Consider the following 21,815-nt stretch of genomic DNA (forward strand, 5'->3'; position numbering starts at 1 on the left):
TGTCGGTTTGGCGACGCGAAGCGCATGCGAGGCATGCGGGCGGCCACGGACAAAAGTGCCCCTCTAGCAAGAAGGGCGCGCCGCCCTCGGGGTGGGACGGCGCGCCCGCTGGGAGGCGAATGCTACTCGCTTACAGTTACCTCGGTCTCCGGCTCGGTGAGCGGGTTGGCCTTGTAGGTCTGGGTGCGCTCGTCGTCGATGACGCCGGACCAGTTGAGGCCGTAGGCGAAGTCGTAGGTGTTGCCCTCGGAGTCGGTGTAGCACTCCATGTCGCGCGGGACGTCCTCCTCGTTGGCCTCGACGGTGTCCATGTCCTTGGGCATCTGGAACGGAAGAAGGCCGGAGGGCTCAACCGAACCGGTGATGATGTGGGCGAACGCCTCGTCGATGATGCCGTTGAAGCCCATAAGAATCGCGTCGGCAGAGGGCTCGATCTCGGAGAAGACCATCGGGCGGTCAGCGTCGACGATGAGGATGAGCTTGGCACCCTCCGGGAGCCTGGACTTGACGTCGAGGACCAGGTCAAGGTCGCTCTCGTTGGTGGCGTAGGTGGACTCGCCGTAGTAGGCACGGTTGATGTACTCGCCGTACTCGTCCTCGGGGTTCAGAGACTCCTTGCGGACGTTGGGGCCGTCCGCAGTGTACGGACGATACTGGAGCGAGATGGGCTTCCAGTAGGGGCCGGGCTCGGGCTCGGTGCCCATGATGATGGAGGCGAAGCTCGGGCCACCCTGAACGCCCTGGTAGGCATCCTGCGGGTTGTTCACCTTCACGATGGCGTACTGGACGTCGGCGAGCTCCTCCGCGGTGAGGCGCGTGATATCGCCCTCGGCCGGGTTCTCGGAATCGGCAGAGTTGACCGCATCAGTCACGACGTCGAGACCCTCGAAGATGGCGGGGTCGATGACCGGGGCGATCGTGGCCGGAGAGGTCCCGAAGGCGCTCGCGGAACCAGCTGTGAACTTCTGGGGGATGTACACCTTTCCGCTCAGGCCAGACTCGGAGATGACGTTGCCGGCGTTCTTGAGCATGATGACGCACTTCTCGGAAGCCTCCATGCCGAACTGGGCGGGAGCCTCGTTGTCAAAGACGGCCTTGGCCACGGTGCGGTCCGAGTAGGGCTGGTCGAAGAGCTCGACGTCGACCATGAGCTTAAAGATGCGGCGGGCGTTCTCGCGGAGCGTGGAGAGGGCCTCATCCTCTCCGAGCTGCTCGACCATGAGGTCGTAGGCAGACTTGGCAACGTCAGGCTCGAAGGTGCCACCGTGCTGGGAGATCGTGTTCTCCATGAGCTTCGCGTAGCGCTCCTCGGTGGTGAGGTCGGTGCAGCCGTGGGCGATGGCGTCGAGAATCATCCAGTCGGTGCAGAGCATGCCGTCCCAGCCGGCGTTGCGCAGAATCGAGATGTTGTGCTTGGAATAGGCGCTGCCAACGTGCTCGCCGAGGCCCTCGGGGTCGTTGGGGTCGTAGGCGATGCCATAGCACGGCATCATGGCCGCCACCTGCTCGGTCGAGGAGTCGAGGTGCATGCCGCCGTCGAGGAACGGAACGAGGTGGGCGTTGAAGTTGGAGCCCGGGAAGACGTTCCACTTGCCGGAGTCGGAGTGGTCGTCACGGCCGCCCTCGTTGGAACCCTCGCCCACGAAGTGCTTGAGCATGACGCCGCAGGACTCGGAGCCCCAGCCCTGGTCGTCAGTGGCCTCGTCGTCGCCCCACGTGGACTGCATGCCGCCGCCAAATGCCCTGGCAAAGTCACGGTTCAGAGCGGGGTCCTCGGACACGGAACCGGACAGACGCGTGCCGCGCGGCTGAGAGTAGACGTCGATCTGAGGACCAAGCTCGCAACGCACACCCGTGGCGCGCCAGGCACGAGCCTGCCACATGCCGGCCTTACGCCAGAGGTCCTTGTCCATAGCCGCGGCAAGGCCGTTGCTCGACGGAACGTTGAAGAGAACGTAGGGATCGGAGTAGTTCAGGTACGGGATGCCGTTGGCACCCTCCTCGCAGATCTGCTGAATCGTGTTGATCCAGCTGACGGCGGAGGCGTAGGACTCCTCGTTTGCGGAGAGACGGGAGACGCCCGCACGCGAACCGGCCTCGATCCAGTCGTTAGACTCGGAGTCGCCGCCCGGCACGGCGGATCCGGAGGTGTTTCCGCCCGCCCACAGCAGCGGGAAGATGTCCTCAGCGCTCAGGGAGTCGGCAAGGGCCTTGGCGCGATCGTCAGCAGTCTGACGCCAGTCCTCCCACATATCGAGCTTGCCGTTACCGTTCATGTCACGGAAGGCGTAGCCGTTGACCTGAATGATCTTGTCAGGGTTCATGGTACCAATCTCGGCACCACCCTCCTGGGTGACCTTGGTCCAACCGTCACGCACCTCCTCAGAGGTCCACTTGGCCTCGACGTCGTCACCGTCAGGGTCGATGGGATAGGCATCGGCCGCGGGAGCGGCGAGGGCGTCGTCGCCACCGGAGGGCGTGGTGGTAGCGCTGTTATCGCAGCCGGCAAGGCCCACCAAGCCAGCCGTCACCGCAGAAGCCGCGAGGAAGTTCCTGCGCGAGATGTTGCTCATCTTGTCTCCTCTGTGCGTTTTCTACCAATACGTCCCAGCTCAGCTGGGTTGCTTCCTGATGGTTTAGCCGTAGAAGTCGAAGTTGATGGTGTCGAAGTCGGCGATGCCGAAGGCGTGGGCGTCGCCCTCGCAGGTGACGTCGTCGACGACGGTGAGCGTCACGTCGCCGGCGGTATCCAGGTGCAGCGTGATCTCGCTCTCGGTGCCGTCCCAGGTGCCGGAGTCGGTCGGCAGGTCGGCGTGGGCCTCGAGCGGCGTCACCTCGCAGGTGCCGTCCTCGTTGAGCTGGAGGTCGAGCATCTGCTCGGAGCCGCCCGCGGTGCCGTAGACGGTGGTGCCGGTGATCTCCACCGAGCCCCTCCACTGGCCCCAGTAGGTGGCGTGGGCGTCGAAGTCGCCGCCCTGCTCGGCGGCCGGGGCGTCGCCGGAGCCGCCGTCGCCCGTGGTGGCGGCGGGCTGGCTGCCGCAGGCCGCCAGCGGCAGCGCGAGCGTGGCCGCGAGGGCGCCTGCCAGAAGCACGTTCTTCTTCATGGGTTCTCCTCCCTTGTTTGCCGTCAGGCGCCTTCCCTTCCCTTTGTCAGACGCGCCTGACGTTTCCTTAACGTTTCAGTCCCATTCAAATCCGAGCCAGCTCACAAAAAGTGCTTCTGGCATGAACCGCGCGTTTTCTGGCGTGTCGGTCGCGCAGACCCGTCAAACGGCAACGTAATTCGCCGTTCACGCCAGGCAAGCGGTACCATTTTGTCGATGAACGTAAAACGGTATGCTTTAACAGGGACGGATATGACATCGTTCATATCCGGGGAAAGGGAGCACATGTATAGAACGCTCATCGTCGAGGATGAGCCGGACGAGGCGAGCCGGCTCACCGAATACGTGCATCGCTACGGCAAGGCCCATGGCGAGCAGTTCCAGATTACCTGGCTCAAGTCGGCCATGGACATGCTCTCCGACAAGAGCCACTACGACCTCGTTCTTCTCGACATTGACCTGCCGGGGATCAACGGCATGGAGGCGGCGCAGCTCATGCGCGTCTACGACGAGGAGACACCTATCATCTTTGTGACCAACCTCGCCAAGTACGCCGTCAAGGGCTACGAGGTGGGCGCCACGGGCTTCATCATCAAGCCCGTCAACTGGGGCAACCTCTCCATGAACCTGGACCGTGCCCTTCGCGCCATCAAGAAGAGCTCCGGTCGCTCCGTAATCGTGCCCACCGAGGAGGGAATGCGCGTGGTGCCGCTGAGCGCCATCGTCTACGTGGAGGTCACGGGGCACCGACTCTCCTACCACCTGGAGAGCGGGGAGGTCATCGAGACGCGCGGCTCGCTTTCGCAGGTGGAGGAGGAGCTCGCCGGCGCGCCCGTCATCCGCATCGCAAAGAGCTGCCTGGCGAACATGGACAAGATCCAGATCCTGCGCCCGCAGTCGCTCCAGATGGTGACCGGCGAGCAGCTGAGCATCTCGCGCACCCGCAAGTGCGAGGTGACCGACGCGGTGACCGACTACCTCGGCGGGCGTCGATGAGGGAGTTCCTTGACACCTGGTGGTCCCTTGAGCCGCTCGCGCAGCTCTTCGTGCCCGTGTTCCTGATGGCGTTTCATCTGCCAAGACGGTCGCATGGCGTGCTGCGAGGGGCAGCTGTGGTCGCAGCGCTCCTGTGCCTGGCCATCGTCCCCTTGGCCACGGGGACCGTCCGAGGGCTCGACGTCACGCAGTCGTTCGTGGTGTTCAGCGCGCTTCTCGCCGTGTTTGTGGTGGCGGTCCTCGCGGTCTATGACGTGAGCCCGTGGACGGCCCTCTTCTGCGCGACGGCCGGCTACACGCTGCAGAACATCTCGAGCGGCCTCTCGCTGCTGGTCCAGATGCTCGTCACGGGGCGCACGAGCGCCCAGCTGCCCGACGTCCCCGACGCCCTGGTCTCCCTGGGCGTCCCTATAGCCGTGTACGTGGTCGGCTACCTACTGTTCATCCGGCGCGTCAACATGAAGGGCCTCATGGAGGTCCAGAACAGCCTCATGCTGCTGATGTTTGCCATCGTGGTGATCACCGTCATCGGACTTGACCTCATCATCAAGGGGCTGAGCATCGTCGGCGCACCCTTCCGCTACCTCGTGCTGCTGAGGCTCATCCACCCGCTGGTCTGCGTGTTCGTGCTCTTTGCCGAGTACGAGCTGCTCTACGCCAAGCGCGCCGACGAGGAGCGCGCCGAGACCGAGCGCCTGCTTGCCGAGCGCGAGCGCCAGTACCGCCTCAGCAGGGAGAACATCGAGGCCATCAACATCAAGTGCCACGACATCCGCCACCAGATCCGCCACCTCGCCGACAGCGGCGTCGTGGTGGACGGCTCCGCCCTCGCGGACATCGCGCGCGAGGTCAACGTCTACGACTCCGTGGTGGAGACCGGCAACGAGGCCCTGGACACCATCCTCACCGAGAAGAGCCTCACCTGCTCCGGCGAGGGCATCGTGCTCACGGTCATGGCCGAGGGCTCGGCGCTCGACTTCATGGCGCCCGCGGACATCTACTCCCTCTTCGGCAACGCGCTCGACAACGCCATCGAGGCGGTGCGCGCCGTGGAGGGCGCCGAGCGCCGCGCGATCACCGTCTCCGTCCAGCGCAGACGGCGCATGGTCGCGGTGAGCGTCGAGAACTGCTGTGCCTCCACGCCGCGCTTCGCCACAGACGGCCTCCCCCTCACCACCAAGCACGACAGCACCAACCACGGCTTCGGCATGCGCTCCATGCGCGCGATCGCAGAGCGCTACGGCGGCTCGCTCCACGCCGGCTTCGAGGGCGGGGTCTTCTACCTCAACGTCCTTCTCGCCATGCCGGAGGCATAGGCGGGGCTGGCAGGACGGGGCAACGCCCTGGCGAGAAGAACCACGAGGCTGGCACGACACAAAAAGCGGCGGGGCGCCGGGTGAGGTGACCACCCGACGCCCCGCGTTCTTATAACCTGAGGGGAGCTCTGAGAGGGCTGAGCTAGAGCTCGATGTTCTCCGGAGTCGTGAGCGGCTCGGCGGAGTAGGTCTGCACGCGCTCGTCGTCGATGACACCGGACCAGTTGAGACCGTAGGCGAAGTCGTACTCGTTGCCCTCGGAGTCGACGTAGCACTCCAGGTCGCGCGGGACGTCCTCCTGGTTGGCCTCGACGGTGTCCATGTTGGCCGGCATCTGGAGCGGCAGCAGGGCGGTCGGCTCGACGGCGCCCGCTAGGACGTTGAGGTAGTCGTCGCCGGGGGCGTTGAAGCCCATCAGGATGGCGTCGGCAAGCGGCTCGACCTCGGAGAAGACCATCGGACGGTCGGCGTTGACGCACAGGACCAGCGGCACGTCGCCGGAGAGGTCGGCCATCTCCTGGACGAAGGTGGCCTCGGAGGCGTTGGCGGCCGTCGTAGACTTGCCCACGTAGCTGCGGTTCTCCTTGACGCCGTCAACCACGTCGCCGGCGATGGAGGTCTCGCGGACGTTGGGGCCGTCGGCCACGTACTCGCCGTACTGCAGCGTGATGGGCACGTAGGTCTGCGCCTCGTCGTCAAAGCCCATGCCGGCGGTCGGGTTCTTGATGAAAGCGGCGACCAGGTCGCAGCCGGCGACCTCGTCGGCCGTGGCGCGGGTGAGGTCGCTCTCGAGGTAGGTGGGGTTGCCGTCCTCGTCCGCAGGGCCGGTGGGTTCGCCCAGGGTGTCGGTCACGATGTCGATGACCTCGGAGGCCGTCTCCTCGGTTACGGGCAGCGTCCAGGCGCTCGCCTCGAACTTCATCGGGACGTAGACCTTGGGCTTGGAGCCGGAGCGGTCCTTGATCGCGCCGCCCGCGTTCTTGAGCATGACGATGGACTTGTCGACGGCCTCGGTGGCAAGGGAGGTGAGCTCGTCGCTCTCGACGATCTTGTCCGCCTGAGAGGAGTCGACGTAGGGGCAGTCGGCGAGGCCGATGACGTAGAAGGTGCGCAGCGCGCGGCGGGCGGAGGTGCGGGCACGCGCAAGGGCCTCGTCCTCGCTCGTCTCGGAGGCAATCTTGTCGTAGGCAGCCTTGAGGGTCACAAGGTCGAAGCCGCCGCCGATCTGGTCGACGCCCGCCTCGACGATCTTCTTGAAGCGGTCGACCTTCGGCGCGTCCTCCATGCCCCACGGCGTGGAGACCATGGCGCCGGGGTCGTCGGTGACGCCCCAGTCGGAGCAGATGAGCCCGTCATAGCCGCACTTCTCGCGCAGCAGGTCGTTCTTCCACTTTGAGAACGCGGAGCCCACGAGCTCGCCGTACTCCTCGTCGTCCGAGTAGGCGATGGAGTAGGAGTCCATGTAGGCGGCCGTCTGCTCGGTCTTGGTGTCGAGGTGCAGGCCGCCGTCGACAAACGGGATGAGGTGGGCGGCAAAGTTGCTGCCCGGGTAGACGCAGAACTTGCCGTAGTTGTTGTGCGCCTCGCGACCCTGCTCGCCGCAGCCGTCTCCGGGGAAGTGCTTGAGCATGTTGATGACCGACTCGCTGCCCCAGCCCTGGTCCTCGCCGTCGGCGAAGGTCGACTGCAGGCCGCCGGCAAAGGCACGGGACATGTCGCGCGTGAGGGCGGGGTCCTCGCCGAAGGTGTCGGGGATGCGGCTCCAGCGCGGCTCGCTCGTGACGTCCATCTGGACGCCGAGCAGGGTGGAGACGCCCTCGGCGCGGTAGGCGCGCGCCTCCTCGTTGGCGACGCGCTGCACGAAGGCGGGGTCGAAGCTCGCGGCGAGGCCGAGCGTGCTCGGGAAGCCGTAGTCCTTGGGGTTGTTGGAGATGTTCACCGGGATGCCGTAGGTCTGGCCCTCGGCGTACTCCTGGAGGGCGTTGGTCCAGCGGGCGAGGACGGGCGCGCCGTTGGCGTTGCCGAAGTTGAGCATCGTACGGATGCCGTGGTCGAGGACCTCCTGCATCGTGGGGTCGGTGTTGTCGCCCTCGACGGGGCCGACGCCGGGGAGCACGTCGGTGATCTCGCCGGCGTTGAAGACCGAGCCGTGCAGCATCAGCGCGAGCGCCTCGTCGGCCGTGAGCTGCTCGGCAAGGGCGGCGGCGCGGTCCTCGGCGCTCTGGCGCCAGTCCTCCCAGAGGTCGAGCTTGCCGTTGCCGTTGAGGTCCTTGAAGGCGAAGCCGCCCACCTGGATGAGCTTGCCAGTGTCGGCCACGCCCAGCGTGACGCCGCCCTCGTTGGTGACGCGCGTCCAGCCGTCGCGGGTCTCTTCCTCGCTGTGCTTGGGCGTGCCGGAGCCCCACTCCTCGGCGTCGATGGGATAGGCGTCGGCGGCCGGGACCTCAGAGGTCTGCCCGGCACCTTCGGTAGCGTTGTCGCAGCCGGCGAGCGTCACGGCAGCGCCCGCGACCGCCGCGGCGCGCAGGAAGTTGCGACGAGTCAGGTTGTCTTTCACAGTCTCCTCCTTCGTTCGTGCGGGCGGCACCCCGCCCGCGGCTGCCCGGCCCCCTGGGCCCGGCCCCCTTTGTATGCATGGCTCACTATCCGTGCGCGGGTCCTCGGCCCCACGGTGAGGTCGAGAACGGTACCTCTCGCGTCGCGTAATGCACGCTCGCACGCACGAACGGCACGCCGGTCGATGCCCGGCCCGTCCGCAGGTGCGGCACTACTATCCTGAAAACGGGGCGTGGTTCTGGAGCGCTGGGGCCACGGCGAAGGAGGGCAATGTACCGGGTTCTTATCGTTGAGGACGAGGCTGACGCCGCCGAGACGCTGCGCGGTCACCTCGAGCGCTTTGGCGCGGCGCACGGCGTCGAGTTCTCCGTGCGCTGGCTCAAGACCGCCTTTGACTTCATCTCGGAGGGCGGCAAGTTTGACCTGGTGTTTCTCGACATTGACCTGCCCGGCATCAACGGGATGGAAGCCGCCCAGCTCATGCGCACCTACGACGAGGTGACGCCGATCATCTTTGTCACCAACCTGGCACAGTACGCGGTGCGCGGCTACGAGGTAGACGCCCTTGACTTCATGGTCAAGCCGGTCGGCTACTACGACTTCTCCCTGCGCATGGAGAAGGCCCTGCGCAAGCTCAGGGCAAACGTGGGCAGGACCATCCCCGTCTCCACGGCCGACGGCGTGCGCGTGGTGCCGCTTGCCCGGCTCGACTACGTCGAGGTACGCAACCACGAGCTCATCTTCCACATAGCCGACGAGGAGCCGCTGCGCGTCCGCGGCAACCTGAGCGCCTTCGAGCGCGAGAACGCCGGCGGGCCGCTGCTGCGCATCTCCAAGAGCGTGCTCGTCAACATGGAGCGCATCGACTGGGTCCGCGGCTATGACCTGCGCACCCTCTCCGGGGACATGCTGCGCATCAGCCGGTCGCTCAAGCGCAGCGCCACCGACCAAATCACCACCTACCTCGGGGGCAGCCGGTGAGCGGGGCCTGGGGCAGCTGGCCCGTCCTGCTGGCAATCCAGCTCGTGGTAGCGACGCTCATGTGGGGCTCGCGCCTGGAGGCGCGCGAGCACTTTGCCCGGCGGCTCGCGCTCGTCCTGGTGCTCGTCGCCGCTGTGGCGCTCCTCCCCAGCGTCACCGGGCTCCTTGCGCAGCTGAGCGACACGGAGGACTACCTCAACCAGTTCCTCATGTTCAGCTGCATACTCGCAGTGCTGGTCATGGCCGTGCGCTACCTCTTCGAGGCGAACCCGTGGGCCTCGCTGTTCTGCGCGACGGCCGCCTACGCCACGCAGAACCTCGGGAGCAGCGCCGAGCAGCTCGCGCGCATGCTCTTCCTGGGGCGGCCCGCGGAGCTTGGCGCGCCCGAGGCCAACGCGGCAGGGCTGCTTGCCGTCGTTGTCGCCTACGTGCTCTGCTACGTCGTCCTTGTCAGGAGGATCGAGCGCTCCTCCCTCGAGCGCATGCGCAGCCGTGCCATGATCGCCGTCTTTGTGATCGTGGCCTTTGCGGTCATCGGCTTTGACCTGGTGGTCAAGAGCGCGTGCAACGACGGCCTCTCGCTCGGCAACGCGCTGCTGCTCCGCGTGACCCACATCCTCGTATGCGTCTTCGTGCTGCTCTCCGAGTACGAAATCCTCTACGTCCAGCAGCTGCGCGTGGAGAAGGCCACCGCCGACCAGCTCCTCGCCGCGCGCGAGCGCCAGTACGAGCTCGCTCGCGGCAACATCGAGGCCATCAACGTCAAGTGCCACGACCTGCGCCACCAGATCCGCGCGCTCGCCGGGGGCGGGGCGGCCGTGGACCGGGGCGCCCTCGACGACCTGGCGCGCGAGGTCTCCATCTACGACTCGGCGGTCAAGACGGGAAACGACGCCCTCGACACGATCCTCACCGAGAAGAGCCTCGTGTGCGAGCGGCGCGGGATCACGCTCTCCCGCATCGTGGACGGGGCGTCGCTCGACTTCGTGGCGCCAAGCGACCTCTACGCGTTCTTCGGCAACCTGCTCGACAACGCGATCGAGGCGGTCTCGAGCCTCGACGACCTCGACCGCCGCAGCATCTCCCTCGTCGTGAAGCGCCACGGCACCATGGTGACGATCCACGAGGAGAACTACTACGAGGGAGAGCTCTCCTTCCTGGACGGCCTGCCCCGCACCACCAAGGGCGACGAGCTCAACCACGGCTTCGGCACCCGCTCGATGCGCCTCATCGCCGAGAAGTACGAGGGCTCGCTCGTCATCGGGGCGCAGCGTCACATCTTCCGTCTCGACGCCGTGATCCCGCTGCCGGCGTAGGGCGGCGAGCGGCCGGCTGCGAGGCGCGGCCGCGGGTTCTTCTCGCCGGGCGTAGGAACCAGGCGACGGTTCTTCTCGCCGGGGCGTGGGCTGCGCCTGGCATGCGGCCACGTCTATAATGGGTGGCCCCGGACGCACGCGCGAGAAAGGCCCCGCCTTGGACATCACCCCGCAGGAAGTTGCCGAGACCCTCTCGATGGTCTCCGAGCAGAACCTCGACCTCCGCACCATCACGATGGGCATCTCACTGGCGGGCTGCGCCGACGAGGACATGGGCCGCCTGTGCGACAAGGTCTACGACCGCATCACGCGCACGGCCGAGCACCTGGTGGAGACCGCCGACGACCTCCAGAGCGAGTACGGCATCCCCATCGCCAACAAGCGCGTCTCGGTGACGCCGGTGGCCCAGATCGCAGCCGGCTGCCCCGACGAGGACCTCTCCCCCATCGCCCACGCCATGAACCGCGCGGCGGAGACCCTGGGCATCGACTTCATGGGCGGCTTCTCGGCGCTGGTGCAGAAGGGCATGGGCGCCACCGACCGCCGCCTCATCGCGAGCATCCCCGAGGCGCTGGCCACCACCGAGCGTGTGTGCTCCTCGCTCAACATCGCGTCCACGCGCGCGGGCATCAACATGGACGCCGTGCTGCTCTCCGCCCAGACCATCCTGGAGTGCGCGCGCCGCACGGTAGACATCGACTGCTACGGCGCCGCTAAGTTCGTGGTGTTTGCCAACATGGTGGAGGACTCGCCGTTCATGGCGGGCGCGGTGCACGGCTCCGGCGAGGCCGACGCGGTCATCAACGTGGGCGTCTCCGGCCCCGGCGTCATGGCGGCGGCGCTTGAGGAGCTGCCGGACTCCGCGAGCCTCATGGAGGTGGCCGAGAAGATCAAGCAGACCGCCTTCAAGATCACGCGCGCGGGCGAGCTCATGAGCCGCGAGGCGTCGCGGCGTCTGGGCGTCGAGAAGGGCATCGTGGACCTGTCGCTGGCGCCGACGCCGGCCGCGGGCGACTCCGTGGCGCGCATCCTGGAGATCATCGGCGTGGGCGAGTGCGGCGGCCCGGGCACCACGTGCGCCCTGGCGCTGCTGAACGACGCCGTCAAGAAGGGCGGCGTGATGGCGTCGAGCTCGGTGGGCGGGCTCTCCGGCGCGTTCATCCCCGTCTCAGAGGACGCCGGCATGATCCGCGCCGCCATGGACGGCGCGCTCACGATCGAGAAGCTCGAGGCCATGACCTGCGTGTGCTCGGTAGGGCTGGACATGATCGCCGTGCCCGGGGACACCTCGGTGGAGGCCATCGCGGGCATCATCGCGGACGAGATGGCCATCGGCGTGATCAACACCAAGACCACGGCGGTGAGGCTGATCCCGGCGATCGGCAAGTCCGAGGGCGACATGCTCGAGTTTGGCGGGCTCTTCGGCTCCGCGCCGGTCATGCCGGTCAACCGGTTTGCCGGCAGCGTGCTCGCACACCGCGGCGGGCGCTTCCCGGCGCCGCTCAACTCGCTGAAGAACTAGGGGCGGGGGATTCTCGCTCGCGAGGTTCTTCTCGCCGGGGCGGCTTCTGCGCGCTGGCTGCGCGTTGCCGTATGATTGACGCTACGTCAGCGTCACCGCGTTTCTGTTGGAGGTCCCATGGACATCCTGTCTATCGTGCTCGGAGTCCTCTCGCTTGCCACGGCGTTCACGCCGTTCATCTGGCTGCAGGTCGTGGGCGGCTTCGTGGGCATCGCGGGCATCGTGCTGGCGCGGCGGGCCAAGAGGGCCGACTACCGCAAGAGCCTCACCACCGCCATCGGGATGCTCTGCTCGGTCACGGGGACGCTTCTGTGCTTCGTGGCGCCGGTGCTGTCCCTGCTCAGCAACATCGCGCTGTTCTTCATGACGTAAGGCAAGAGGACGGCTATCCCGCCAGTGCGCGCAGACTGTCGGCGGCACCCTCGGCGGCATCAAGGTTGAGGCTGAGGCCGATGGGGCTCACCTCGAGCGTCACGACGGAAGAGCCCCGGTAGGTGGTGAGCTCGAGCACCTTGACCTCGTCGGTGCTGCCCTCGCCCTGCCCGAGCTTCACCGTCTCCGGCTGCCATACTTCGAAGGCATACTCGGCTGGGGCGTCCGGCGCCCCGGCGAGCCCGTTGGCCCCTGAGAGCGTGGAGATGGCTTGCTCGATCTCCGCCTGGTCGGTCAGCTCCCGCAGCGCCTCTCCTGTTGCGGCGTCCTTCACGATGAGACGGCTCTCCTTGGTGAAGTCAATGCTTGAGAGCGCGTCGGCTGCGTCCTGCGCGCTGCTTGCGAGGCTCTCCGCCTGGTCGACCACGTCGCTTACGACGGGCAGACCGAAGCATCCCGGCAGCGTGAGCGAGGCCGCGAGGGCGGCGAGAAGGGCGGCTGCTTTCAGGTTCCTCATGCGGGGCTCCTTTGGCTCGGCAGTCTGCTGCTTGGGATACTACCAGAGCGGGTTGCGGGGCTTGGGCGGGGGCGCGAGCGCTTCGGTAAGGCCGGGGAGCGGCGTCTGAGAGAACGGACCGAGAAACGCCTCTTGTCAAATCAGAACATATGTTCTATACTTTGACATACATTGACAGTAATAACGTAAGGCGTTACTATGATACGGTCATTTAGAGACGAGGATACGGAGCGGTTGGCCACAGGGTTTCGCGTTGCTCGTTTTGTGTCCTTCGAGCGTGTTGCCCTGCGCAAGCTGCGGCAGCTGCAGGTGGCTGCGACGCTGGATGACCTACGCGTTCCGCCGGGAAACCGGCTTGAGGCGCTTAAAGGGGATCGGGTCGGAACGTATAGCATCCGCATCAATGACCAGTTCCGTCTCTGTTTTCGCTGGGTTGAGGAAGGTGCCGAGGATGTCGAAATCGTCGACTATCACTGAGACGGCCGACCGTACAAACCTGGTTGACCCTGTAACGCCAGGGGAGTTGCTCAAGGAGGAGTTTCTTGAGCCGCTGGGAATCTCTCAGTACCGCTTGGCCAAGGAGACGGGCATTCCCGCTCAGCGCATCGGACAGATTGTGCTGGGTCGTCGTTCGGTCACGGCGGATACCGATCTGAGGCTCTGTCGGTTCTTCGGCCTTTCCGATGGCTACTGGCTGCGTACTCAGGCGGCCTATGACATTGAGGTGGCCCGCCGCAAGCTGGAGCCAGAGCTCAAGAAGATTACGCCGCTTGCCAGGATTGCCGCGGCGCTGTAACGCTGTTCCGTAGGTGACTGTCCCCGCGCTCGCACGTGCGACATGCCTGCTCGTTGGGGTCGGACCATATGGTTTCGCCTAACTATTGACCAATGTTCAATACTGCGATACCCTCATCACGAGGAGGTGGTACCCATGCCCAGAACCGTGAAGGACCCCGAGGAGCGCCGCCGCGAGCTCCTGGCCTGCGCCATGCGGCTCTTTGCCGAGGAGGGCTACGACAACGTTTCCGTGCGCGCCGTCGCGCGCGCGGCGGGCGTGGCGCCGGGCCTGGCCTATCACTACTTCGACTCCAAGGAGCGCATGTTCTCCGAGGCCATCTCGGACTACGCCCGTCGCTGCGCCGAGGGCATCAACGCCGCGCTCGACGAGAGGGGCGTGCCGCTTGACCAGAAGCTCGAGCGTGCCGTGGCCGTGGCGACCGACCACGACTCCTTCCCGTACGCCGCCTACTTTCACGCCGAGGAGACGGGCGCCCTGCACGACCGGCTCTCCCTCGCCCTGTGCGAGGCCGTGCGCCCCCACCTCCGCACGGCGCTCGAGCAGGATGCCGCCGAGCGAGGGGAATCCGCGTCAGACGCCGACGAGCTCGCCGCGATCATGACCTACGGCTGCGCGGGCCTCGCCTCCGGCCCGGGCATGCCGGACGAGGCGGCGGTCTCCGCAGCCCGCCGCTACCTCCGCGTTCTTCTCGCCGAGTTCCGCGCGGGAGGATCCCCCAGATAGGAGACTCGCCCCGGCCGTGGCCGGGGCTTTTCTCGACGCCTTGTATTGAACAATGCTCAACAGAAAGGAAGGTTCATGGACGAGAAGAACGCGGAGCTGCTCAAGGCTCGCTCTCGCGCCGCCTTTGACGCGCAGGCGGCGACCTACGACGAGGGCAGGGAGGGCGCGCGCACGCGGCTGCTCTACCCCTACGTTGTGCGAGAGGTGGCCCGCGCCGTCGCCGGCAGGGACGCCCCGCGCCTGCTCGACCTGGGATGCGGGACAGGCGCGCTTGCGGAGCGGGTGTTCGCCGAGGTCCCGGGCGCCCGGGTCACGGGCATCGACCTGGCGCCCGGGATGGTCGGGGCGGCGCGGTCCCGTCTGGGGGACCGGGCCGAGATCCGGCTTGGCGACGCGGAGCGGCTGCCCTTCCACGAGGCGAGCTTTGATGCCGTCTGGTGCAACGACTCCTTCCATCACTACCCGGACCCCGACCGTGCCGCCTTCCAGGCGTGGCGCGTGCTCGCGCCGGGCGGCGTGCTGGTGATCGGGGACACGTGGCAGCCGGCGCCGGCCCGCGCGGTCATGAACGCATGGATGGCGCGCTCGCGGGAGGGGGACGTTCACATGTATTCCGAGTCCGAGCTCAGGGGGATTCTCGGGGCGTGGTTCGACGAGGTCTCGTGGCGGCGGGTCGGAACGACCGCGTGCGTTGCCGTGGCCCGGAAGGGACGTTAAAGCTGAACCGCTAGTCAGCCGGACGTGACCATGCGGTCACCTTCCGACAAGCTCCCGTTGCACGCGTTTGGGCAACCGGGCAAAGACGAGCTCGTAGCTCAGGTCGCAGAGGGAGAGCAGCAGCTCCTCGGGGAGGTCACCATCGAGGTCGACGGAGATCCACGTGCGACCGTCGGAGTAGTAGCCTGGCAGCACCGTGTCCGGCCACTCGGCACGCAGCTCCAGGATGCGGTCGGGGTCGCACTTGAGCGAAAGCAGGTGCCGTCCCGCATAGGGCGCCTTGGCACCTGGCCCGGCAACAAGCTCGCAGGCGAACTGCCGGCCGCCCACCCACCAGACCATCCAGCCCCACGTCTCGTGGAGTGCCCTCGTGGTGCCGGGGTGCGCGAGCAGCCGGGCGTCTATGGCCGAGAAGTCCATGGTGCTGCCGCCGTTCTCTTGCCGCGGGCATTGCTGTTTCGGTAATTGTCGTTCTTCTCGCCGAGGTGTGCTGGGGTGGGGACGGAGAATCGGCCACTGGTGCGTTACGGGGGGCTGCTGGGGGCTGCGCGGGGCCGCGCGCTTAGGGAATCGCGGCTGTTGCGGCTTCTGCGGTGCTGCGTGCTTAGGAAATGATGACCGTTGCAGTTCCGTCTTGTCGTGCGCTTAGAGAATGAGAGCTGTTGCGGCTTGCGGCCGTCTGGTTGCTTTGAAAACGGAGGTTGTTGCGCTTGTCGGGTGCCTGTGAGGCGTGCCAGCCGCGTGTTTCTAAGCACGCGGCTGGCACGGGGCTGCAACGGCCGCGGTTTCGCAAGCGGCCGACAACACGAGAGTGTAACAGCCGCGGTTTCGCAAGCGGCCACCCAAGCCGGGAGTGCAACAGCCGCGGTTTCGTAAGCGGCCACCCGAGTCGGGGCTGCAACTGCCGCGATTCCCTAAGCCGCGCCCCGTCGCCGCTCGCAACAACCGCGGTTTTGTAAGCGTCCCTGCTCCGCCCCCGCGCCGCTCGCACTCCACATCCAAAAAACCTCTTGCACTGTGTATATGTGAGTATATACTGTGCTTATCGGGTATACACGCTATACTCGGCGGAGAGGCGCGAAGACGTCCGCGGCTCCCCGGTCGCCCAGGGGGACGCCCCGAGGCGGCACACCCCGCGGGGACGCCCAAGGGGCCGGCAGGAAGGACTCGAACTTGGACATCATCATCTCAAGCTCTAGCGGCAAGCCCATCTACGAGCAGATCACCGACCAGATCAAGGCGGCGATTGTGCGCGGCGAGCTTGCGGAGGGCGAGCAGCTCCCCAGCATCAGAGCCCTGGCCAACAGCCTGCGCGTGAGCGCGATCACCACCAAGCGCGCCTACGCGGACCTGGAGGCGGCCGGCCTCATCGAGACGGTGCAGGGCAAGGGCAGCTTCGTCGCCGGCGGAAACGCCGAGCTCATCCGCGAGGAGCAGCTGCGCGAGGTCGAGGCCCTCATGGCCAAGGCCGTCGAGAGGGGCCGCTCGGTCGGCCTCACCAACGACGAGCTCGCGGAGATGCTTGCCCTGGTACTGGAGTAGTGCGCGAGAAGAACCTCGCGCAGAAAGGACGTCAGCATGAGCGCAGACATCGCCGGCGGCACCCTCGTCGAGGCCCGCGGGCTCACCAAGCACTACGACGGCTTCTCCCTGCAGGGCGTTGACCTCGCCGTGAGCGAGGGCGAGGTCGTGGGGTTTGTCGGGCAGAACGGCGCCGGCAAGTCAACCACCATCAAGGCACTGCTCGGCCTCTTTCCCACCGACGGCGGCACCTCCAGCGTGCTCGGGACCCCGAGCGAGGAGCTCTCCCGCCCCTCGGGGGCGGCGGTCAAGGAGCAGATCGGCGTGGTCTTTGACGCGATCTCCCTGCCCGAGCACCTCAGGGTGGCGGACGTGGGCCGCATCTACGCCCGCTCATACGCCACGTGGGACGCCCACCGCTTCGTGCGCCTCACGGCCGAACTTGGCCTGGACGCAAAAAAGACGGTCAAGGAGCTCTCCCGCGGCATGGGCATGAAGCTCAGCCTGGCCTGCGCGTTCTCGCACGACGCACGGCTGCTCATCCTCGACGAGGCCACGGCCGGGCTCGACCCGATGGCGCGTGACGAGGTGCTGGACCGTCTGCGGGACTTCGTGGCCGAGCCGGGCCGCGCCATCCTCATGAGCAGCCACATCACGAGCGACCTCGAGCGCATCGCCGACCGCATCGTGTGCATCGACGCAGGGCGCATCGTCTTCGACCTGCCCAAGGACGTCATCACCGACGAGATGGGCATCGCGCGCTGCCGGGTGGCCGACCTCGAGCGTGTGGCGGCCTCAGGTGTCATCCCGGACGCCGAGCTGCGCTACCTGCGCCACGACTACGGCATCGACGTGCTCGTGCCCGACCGCTTTGCCTTTGCGGAGAACTTCCCCGAGATTCCCTGCGACCACATGACCATCGACGACTACCTGGCTCTCACCCTGAAGGGCGGTGTCCGATAATGAAGCGCGCCTACCTGATTGAGATGACGATCTTCCGCGACTACGCACGGCAGCTCCTGGGCCTGGGGCTTCTGGTGAGTCTATGCATAGGCCTCGGCATGCAGACCCCACTTGCCATGCCCGCAACGCTGACCTGCATGTTCTTTATGATGGGCTCCATGGGCCTTGCTGCCTACGACGAGCTCAACCACTGGGGGCTCTTTAGGCTCACCCTCCCGCTCTCCCGGCGCGACGTGGTGCTCGGCCGCTACGGGGCCATCGTGACGCTGGGGCTCATGGGCATGGTCGTGGGCCTGGCCGGCGCGCTCGTCGCCGTGGCCGTGGTCTCAGCGCTGGGCATCGGCGGCGAAGTGGGCGAGGCGTTCTCCTTTGGAGCGGACCTGCTGGGGCCGATGGCCTTCGTGACCAGCTTCTGCCTGCTCATCGGTGCCGTGGTGGCAAGCGTGGTCACGCCGATCTACTTCCGCCTGGGCCAGACCCGCGCCACGCAGATCCTGCCCACCGTGATTGTGCTGCTCTTCGTGGTGCCGGTGGCGGTGCTCGGCAACAGCGGCATGCTCGACGGCGGCATCCCCGGCCTCGACCTGGTGTCGGGCGTGCTCGCAGCGCTGGAGACGCCGGGCGGGATGGTGGCCGGCGTGGCGGCGTGCGTGGCGCTGTCCGCCGCGGCGCTGGCCGTCTCCGCCGCAATCTCCCTCAAGCTCTACGAGCGGCGCGAGCTGTAGGGGGCGGGCGCCGGCGAGCAGAACGTGCGGGGTGCGGCTTAGCGCGGCGCGCGGGATGCGGCTTACGATAGCGCGCCCCCTCCCCGTGCTTCTCCGTCGTCGATTACAAATTCGAGCCCGTTGCGTCCCGTGCTGCCGACGGCGCTTGCAAATTCGAGCCCGTTGCGCTCCGCTCCGCCGTTGCTGCTTACAAAACCAAGCCCGTTGTACCTCTCACCCCGACGCCGCTTACATAATCGCAGCTATTGCAGGCGCTCGACCCCGATTTGCTTACGAATCGACAACCGTTGCAGGCGAGAAGAACCTGACTGGTGCAACGACCGGCAAAGCCTAAGCGCCAAGGTTCTTCTCACCCGAAAGGGGCTCGATTTTGTAAGCGCGCAGAGAACGCAAGATGCACTACCCGTACTTCTGTAAGCGCACGGAGACCGCAGCGCTGCACTACCCGCGATTTCGTAAGCGCAGAGGAGGCCAGCTTGCAGCGTCCGAGCTTTCGTAAGCCCGCCCTGCGCCCCGCCCCGCGCCCCGCCCTGCGCCCACCGGCCCCGGACAACCGGAGTTGAGGGTTTGTTGACATCGCCCGGATAGCATGGGCAGGATTGGCTTCTTTGACGGAAGGGGGCAGGCCGTGCCCGCACGCCACGACCAGCCGCTCGTCCTGATCGTGGACGACGAGCGCGACATCGCCGACATGCTCGAGTCGTACTTCGGGCTCGAGGGCTACCGCACCCTCGTGGCGCGCGACGCCGCGGGTGCCCTTGTCGCCGCACACCGGGCCCCTGACGTCATCCTGCTTGACGTGAACCTGCCCGACGCCGACGGCTTCTCCGTCTGCCGCCAGATTCGCGACCTCGTGACCTGTCCCATCGTCTTCCTCACCGCACGGGTAGAGGACGCGGGCGCGCTCGAGGGCTTCGCCGCGGGAGGGGACGACTACGTGACCAAGCCCTTCTCGCTGGAGGTGCTCGGCGCCCGGGTGCGCGCCCAGCTCGCACGTGACCGTCGCTCGCTCGACCGGGCGACGGTCCGCTTTGCGGGCGACGTCTCCGTGGACTTTGCCCGCCGCGAGGTCCGCGTGGGCGAGAAGGACGTGCGGCTTGCGCGGAAGGACTTCGACATCGTGGCGCTTCTCGCCGGCCGGCCCGGCCAGGTCTACGGGCGCGACATGATCTACGAGCGCGTGTGGGGCGAGCCCGGGGACTCCTCCGTGGTGACCGAGCACGTGCGTCGCATCCGTCGCGCCCTCGCCGAGGCGGGGTGCACGACGGAACCGCTCGTTACCGTGTGGGGCGTGGGGTACTCGTGGCGCGCGTGAGGGCGGCGCTGCGGAAGCTACGCGGGCGGGTTGCCGACTGCTCGCTCAAGGCGGCCTTCGCCCTCTACGCCTCCGTCGCCCTTCTCGCCGCGCTCGTGCTGTCGTTTGTCTCCACCGGGCTCCTGGGGCTTCTTGCCGAGTCGACGCTGCCCGAGGACCCCTACGCGCACTCTGGCACCTACGTCTACGACGCGCGGGAGGACGCGCTGGTGCCGGCTGAGGCGCTCTCGTGGTACGAGGCCCCCGCCTACGAGGTGGTCGCCGAGGAGGGTGCGGCGGAGGGGGCCGTCGTCCTCTACGTGGAGTCGGCCGAGCCTGCCGACAGGCTGCCGGTCTCCCTGGACGACCCGCCCGCTGACGTGACCGACGACGAGATGAGCGACCTCGCGTGGTCCCTCTCTGACGAGACGGCCGCCTCCGGACGCCCGCTCACCCTTGCCGACCTTGCCGCCTACGACGCGGAGGCATCCTCGGCGCGTCCCGGCGCCAGGGAGGCCGCCGAGCTTGCGGCCGCGCTGCCCGCCAACGCGGACGGAGAGCGGCCCGTCGTCTCAAACGTGGGCTACTACCTCCCGTACCCGGGCAATCCGCAGCCCTACCGCGCCACCGCGTGGCTGGCTATAGCCTCAGTGCCGGCGATCTTCGTCGCCAGCCTCGTGGTGGCGGGACGGCGCTTCTACCGCGACCGTCTCTGCGGCCCGCTGGCAGACATGGACGAGGCGGCGCGGCGCATCGCGGCTAACGACCTCGACTTCCACGTGGAGCCCCGGCGCGCCGACGAGCTGGGGCGGCTCTGCGGGCAGCTCGAGGCCATGCGCCTTGAGCTCGAGCGGACCGAGGGGGAGCTCTGGCGCGCGGCGGAGGGTCGCCGGCAGGTGAACGCCGCCTTCGCGCACGACCTGCGGACGCCGCTCACCGTGGTGCGCGGCCAGGCGGAGCTCATCGGGCGGGTGGCCGAGAAGGACGACGTGCGTGCCGCCTCCGCGGTAATCGTCCGCCAGGCCGAGCGGCTCTCCGACCTCGCCGAATCCATGAGCGGGCTCGACGCGCTCGAGGTGGCGGAGGTGAGCCCGGGGCCGCTTGACCCGGGAGCGTGGCTTGACGGAGCGCTTCTCGACGCCCGCGAGGTGGCGCGTTCGTGCGACGTGGACGTGCGCGCCACGCACGGAGAGCTGCCCGCGCTCGTCCGTGCGGACGCCCGGGCGCTCTCGCGTATTGCGGACAACCTCGTGGCCAACGCGGCCCGCTACGCGCGAGCCGAGATAAGCCTGGCGCTCTCGTGGGCGGACGGGACGCTCGAGCTCGACGTTGCCGACGACGGCCCGGGGTTTGCCGAGGCCGCCCTCGACCGCGCGGCCGAGCCGTTCTGGGGGGAGTCTAAGGGCACGGGCGGACACATGGGGCTGGGACTCTACGTTGCGCGAACCCTCGCCGAGCGGCACGGCGGCTCGCTCGAGCTGGCAAACGGACCGCACGGTGGCGCGGTTGTGAGCGTGCGCGTGGCGGCACCCGGGGTCGGCGAGGCGTGACAAAGTGCGGTGCCCACCGTTGAGGGTTTCTTGACCTTCGTCCCCTAGGCTTGCGAGACAGGAAAGCGAGACAGGAGGCCGCATGGCTGGCATGGAGAACACGGCGCAGGGCGCACCGGCGAGAAGGACCTCGGGCGTGAGGGGCCGCCGCGAGCACCGTGTGGTGCGCCCGATCTACGTTGCCGTGGCGGCGGCCGTGGTTCTTCTCGCCGCCTTGGGGGTCGCCGCGTTTGGGCCGCGGCTGTGGTCGTTCTTCACGGACGGTGAGGCCGTGCGGGCGTGGGTCGACGCACAGGGGGCGCTCGCTCCCGTTGCCATGGGGGCGCTCGTGGTTGCGCAGGTCGTGGTTGCGGTGCTTCCCGGAGAGCCGATCGAGCTTGCCGCGGGATACCTGTTTGGGTTCTGGGAGGGAACGGTCATCTGCCTTGCGGGAGGCCTCGTGGGGACGCTCGCGGTGACGGCGGTGGTGCGCGCGCTGGGCATGCGCGTCGTGCGGGCGCTCTTCACGGCCGAGCAGATCGAGGATGTCTCGTGGCTGCGCGACTCGGCGCGCTTCGAGCTGCTCATGTTCGTGGTGTTTCTCGTCCCGGGCACGCCGAAGGACGCCCTCACCTACGTGGCTGGGCTCACCGACTGCCCTTGGTGGCGCATCGCCCTGATTGCTACGGTCGGGCGGATTCCCTCCGTCGTGACCTCGACCCTTGCCGCGGGCTTTGCGTCCACGGGCGACTGGGTCGCCGCCGGCGTCACGGTTGCCGTCACCCTTGCGCTCGTGGCGGTGGGGGCGGGCGCCTATGCCCTCGCACGCCGGAGGCAGGTTGCCTGACGACACAGAGCCGGCTC

General features: G+C 67.4%; 21 protein-coding genes. 16 read left to right on the forward strand and 5 right to left on the reverse strand.

Annotated elements, in window-relative coordinates:
• Positions 1-122: 122 nt before the first annotated feature.
• Together H9X80_RS03250 and H9X80_RS03255 are read right to left on the reverse strand one after the other, a co-directional pair.
• Positions 123-2,573 carry a glycoside hydrolase family 3 N-terminal domain-containing protein gene (locus H9X80_RS03250; protein WP_204792922.1) on the reverse strand — a complete coding sequence of 817 codons (2,451 nt, stop codon included), beginning with the start codon at positions 2,571-2,573 and terminating at the stop codon, positions 123-125.
• A gap of 63 nt (positions 2,574-2,636) precedes the next feature.
• Positions 2,637-3,104 carry a hypothetical protein gene (locus H9X80_RS03255; protein WP_204792923.1) on the reverse strand — a complete coding sequence of 156 codons (468 nt, stop codon included), beginning with the start codon at positions 3,102-3,104 and terminating at the stop codon, positions 2,637-2,639.
• Between the two features lie 285 nt (positions 3,105-3,389).
• Here H9X80_RS03255 and H9X80_RS03260 point away from each other — a divergent pair, with 285 nt between their 5' ends.
• Together H9X80_RS03260 and H9X80_RS09350 are read left to right on the forward strand one after the other, a co-directional pair.
• Positions 3,390-4,100: a LytR/AlgR family response regulator transcription factor gene (locus tag H9X80_RS03260; protein WP_204792924.1), complete on the forward strand. Its 711-nt coding sequence runs from the start codon at positions 3,390-3,392 to the stop codon at positions 4,098-4,100.
• A gap of 116 nt (positions 4,101-4,216) precedes the next feature.
• Entirely contained in the window at positions 4,217-5,416 is a 1,200-nt protein-coding gene (locus H9X80_RS09350; RefSeq protein ID WP_204792925.1) for an ATP-binding protein, read from the forward strand.
• 142 nt (positions 5,417-5,558) lie between these two features.
• On the opposite strand, the gene H9X80_RS03270 is transcribed toward H9X80_RS09350, so the two are convergent.
• Positions 5,559-7,973: a glycoside hydrolase family 3 N-terminal domain-containing protein gene (locus H9X80_RS03270; RefSeq protein ID WP_204792926.1), complete on the reverse strand. Its 2,415-nt coding sequence runs from the start codon at positions 7,971-7,973 to the stop codon at positions 5,559-5,561.
• Between the two features lie 269 nt (positions 7,974-8,242).
• Here H9X80_RS03270 and H9X80_RS03275 point away from each other — a divergent pair, with 269 nt between their 5' ends.
• The 4 genes from H9X80_RS03275 to H9X80_RS03290 all read left to right on the forward strand — a co-directional run bounded on the left by H9X80_RS03275 (position 8,243) and on the right by H9X80_RS03290 (position 12,163).
• Positions 8,243-8,953, forward strand: a complete 711-nt coding sequence (locus H9X80_RS03275) for a LytR/AlgR family response regulator transcription factor (RefSeq protein WP_204792927.1) — start codon at positions 8,243-8,245, stop codon at positions 8,951-8,953.
• Positions 8,950-10,269 (forward strand): GHKL domain-containing protein, encoded by a 1,320-nt coding sequence (locus tag H9X80_RS09355; RefSeq protein WP_204792928.1) that lies wholly within the window; start codon positions 8,950-8,952, stop codon positions 10,267-10,269. The genes H9X80_RS03275 and H9X80_RS09355 overlap by 4 nt, the downstream gene beginning before the upstream one ends.
• Positions 10,270-10,426: 157 nt before the next feature.
• On the forward strand, positions 10,427-11,791 hold the full coding sequence (locus H9X80_RS03285) for a PFL family protein (RefSeq protein ID WP_204792929.1): 1,365 nt from the start codon (positions 10,427-10,429) through the stop codon (positions 11,789-11,791).
• Between the two features lie 117 nt (positions 11,792-11,908).
• Positions 11,909-12,163 carry a hypothetical protein gene (locus H9X80_RS03290; RefSeq protein WP_204792930.1) on the forward strand — a complete coding sequence of 85 codons (255 nt, stop codon included), beginning with the start codon at positions 11,909-11,911 and terminating at the stop codon, positions 12,161-12,163.
• 13 nt (positions 12,164-12,176) lie between these two features.
• On the opposite strand, the gene H9X80_RS03295 is transcribed toward H9X80_RS03290, so the two are convergent.
• Complete coding sequence (locus H9X80_RS03295) at positions 12,177-12,680, reverse strand: hypothetical protein (RefSeq protein WP_204792931.1); 504 nt, start codon at positions 12,678-12,680, stop codon at positions 12,177-12,179.
• A 198-nt stretch (positions 12,681-12,878) separates the two neighbouring features.
• Between H9X80_RS03295 and H9X80_RS03300 the strand changes: the two genes are divergently transcribed.
• The 4 genes from H9X80_RS03300 (at position 12,879) to H9X80_RS03315 (ending at position 14,919) form a co-directional block, all read left to right on the forward strand.
• Entirely contained in the window at positions 12,879-13,157 is a 279-nt protein-coding gene (locus H9X80_RS03300; protein WP_204792932.1) for a type II toxin-antitoxin system RelE/ParE family toxin, read from the forward strand.
• Positions 13,132-13,476, forward strand: a complete 345-nt coding sequence (locus tag H9X80_RS03305; protein WP_204792933.1) for a HigA family addiction module antitoxin — start codon at positions 13,132-13,134, stop codon at positions 13,474-13,476. The genes H9X80_RS03300 and H9X80_RS03305 overlap by 26 nt, the downstream gene beginning before the upstream one ends.
• A gap of 135 nt (positions 13,477-13,611) precedes the next feature.
• The gene (locus H9X80_RS03310) at positions 13,612-14,202 is read left to right on the forward strand and encodes a TetR/AcrR family transcriptional regulator (RefSeq protein WP_204792934.1); all 591 of its coding nucleotides are present in this window, start codon (positions 13,612-13,614) and stop codon (positions 14,200-14,202) included.
• A 75-nt stretch (positions 14,203-14,277) separates the two neighbouring features.
• The gene (locus tag H9X80_RS03315) at positions 14,278-14,919 is read left to right on the forward strand and encodes a class I SAM-dependent methyltransferase (RefSeq protein ID WP_204792935.1); all 642 of its coding nucleotides are present in this window, start codon (positions 14,278-14,280) and stop codon (positions 14,917-14,919) included.
• A gap of 36 nt (positions 14,920-14,955) precedes the next feature.
• Here the strand turns inward: H9X80_RS03315 and H9X80_RS03320 are convergent, their stop codons facing one another.
• Positions 14,956-15,339: an MmcQ/YjbR family DNA-binding protein gene (locus tag H9X80_RS03320; protein ID WP_204792936.1), complete on the reverse strand. Its 384-nt coding sequence runs from the start codon at positions 15,337-15,339 to the stop codon at positions 14,956-14,958.
• 753 nt (positions 15,340-16,092) lie between these two features.
• On the opposite strand from H9X80_RS03320, the gene H9X80_RS03325 reads away from it, so the two are divergent.
• The 6 genes from H9X80_RS03325 to H9X80_RS03350 all read left to right on the forward strand — a co-directional run bounded on the left by H9X80_RS03325 (position 16,093) and on the right by H9X80_RS03350 (position 21,798).
• The gene (locus H9X80_RS03325) at positions 16,093-16,461 is read left to right on the forward strand and encodes a GntR family transcriptional regulator (protein WP_204792937.1); all 369 of its coding nucleotides are present in this window, start codon (positions 16,093-16,095) and stop codon (positions 16,459-16,461) included.
• Between the two features lie 36 nt (positions 16,462-16,497).
• Complete coding sequence (locus H9X80_RS03330) at positions 16,498-17,403, forward strand: ABC transporter ATP-binding protein (RefSeq protein WP_204792938.1); 906 nt, start codon at positions 16,498-16,500, stop codon at positions 17,401-17,403.
• Entirely contained in the window at positions 17,403-18,128 is a 726-nt protein-coding gene (locus H9X80_RS03335; RefSeq protein WP_204792939.1) for an ABC-2 transporter permease, read from the forward strand. Before H9X80_RS03330 ends, H9X80_RS03335 begins: the two co-directional genes overlap by 1 nt.
• Positions 18,129-18,756: 628 nt before the next feature.
• The gene (locus H9X80_RS03340; RefSeq protein ID WP_342590861.1) at positions 18,757-19,443 is read left to right on the forward strand and encodes a response regulator transcription factor; all 687 of its coding nucleotides are present in this window, start codon (positions 18,757-18,759) and stop codon (positions 19,441-19,443) included.
• Positions 19,431-20,972: an ATP-binding protein gene (locus H9X80_RS09360; protein ID WP_204792941.1), complete on the forward strand. Its 1,542-nt coding sequence runs from the start codon at positions 19,431-19,433 to the stop codon at positions 20,970-20,972. Before H9X80_RS03340 ends, H9X80_RS09360 begins: the two co-directional genes overlap by 13 nt.
• A gap of 82 nt (positions 20,973-21,054) precedes the next feature.
• Positions 21,055-21,798 (forward strand): TVP38/TMEM64 family protein, encoded by a 744-nt coding sequence (locus tag H9X80_RS03350; RefSeq protein ID WP_204792942.1) that lies wholly within the window; start codon positions 21,055-21,057, stop codon positions 21,796-21,798.
• Positions 21,799-21,815 lie beyond the last annotated feature (17 nt).

The organism is Olsenella profusa, assembly GCF_016900315.1.
In the GTDB taxonomy this organism is placed as follows: domain Bacteria; phylum Actinomycetota; class Coriobacteriia; order Coriobacteriales; family Atopobiaceae; genus Thermophilibacter; species Thermophilibacter profusus_A.

Bases quoted from the DNA above. Each gene is read 5' to 3' on its own strand.
- H9X80_RS03250 (WP_204792922.1), bottom strand. From the start codon at position 2,573: ATGAGCAACATCTCGCGCAGGAACTTCCTCGCGGCTTCTGCGGTGACG.
- H9X80_RS03255 (WP_204792923.1), bottom strand. From the start codon at position 3,104: ATGAAGAAGAACGTGCTTCTGGCAGGCGCCCTCGCGGCCACGCTCGCG.
- H9X80_RS03260 (WP_204792924.1), top strand. From the start codon at position 3,390: ATGTATAGAACGCTCATCGTCGAGGATGAGCCGGACGAGGCGAGCCGG.
- H9X80_RS03275 (WP_204792927.1), top strand. From the start codon at position 8,243: ATGTACCGGGTTCTTATCGTTGAGGACGAGGCTGACGCCGCCGAGACG.
- H9X80_RS03290 (WP_204792930.1), top strand. From the start codon at position 11,909: ATGGACATCCTGTCTATCGTGCTCGGAGTCCTCTCGCTTGCCACGGCG.
- H9X80_RS03295 (WP_204792931.1), bottom strand. From the start codon at position 12,680: ATGAGGAACCTGAAAGCAGCCGCCCTTCTCGCCGCCCTCGCGGCCTCG.
- H9X80_RS03300 (WP_204792932.1), top strand. From the start codon at position 12,879: ATGATACGGTCATTTAGAGACGAGGATACGGAGCGGTTGGCCACAGGG.
- H9X80_RS03305 (WP_204792933.1), top strand. From the start codon at position 13,132: ATGTCGAAATCGTCGACTATCACTGAGACGGCCGACCGTACAAACCTG.
- H9X80_RS03310 (WP_204792934.1), top strand. From the start codon at position 13,612: ATGCCCAGAACCGTGAAGGACCCCGAGGAGCGCCGCCGCGAGCTCCTG.
- H9X80_RS03315 (WP_204792935.1), top strand. From the start codon at position 14,278: ATGGACGAGAAGAACGCGGAGCTGCTCAAGGCTCGCTCTCGCGCCGCC.
- H9X80_RS03320 (WP_204792936.1), bottom strand. From the start codon at position 15,339: ATGGACTTCTCGGCCATAGACGCCCGGCTGCTCGCGCACCCCGGCACC.
- H9X80_RS03330 (WP_204792938.1), top strand. From the start codon at position 16,498: ATGAGCGCAGACATCGCCGGCGGCACCCTCGTCGAGGCCCGCGGGCTC.
- H9X80_RS03335 (WP_204792939.1), top strand. From the start codon at position 17,403: ATGAAGCGCGCCTACCTGATTGAGATGACGATCTTCCGCGACTACGCA.
- H9X80_RS03350 (WP_204792942.1), top strand. From the start codon at position 21,055: ATGGCTGGCATGGAGAACACGGCGCAGGGCGCACCGGCGAGAAGGACC.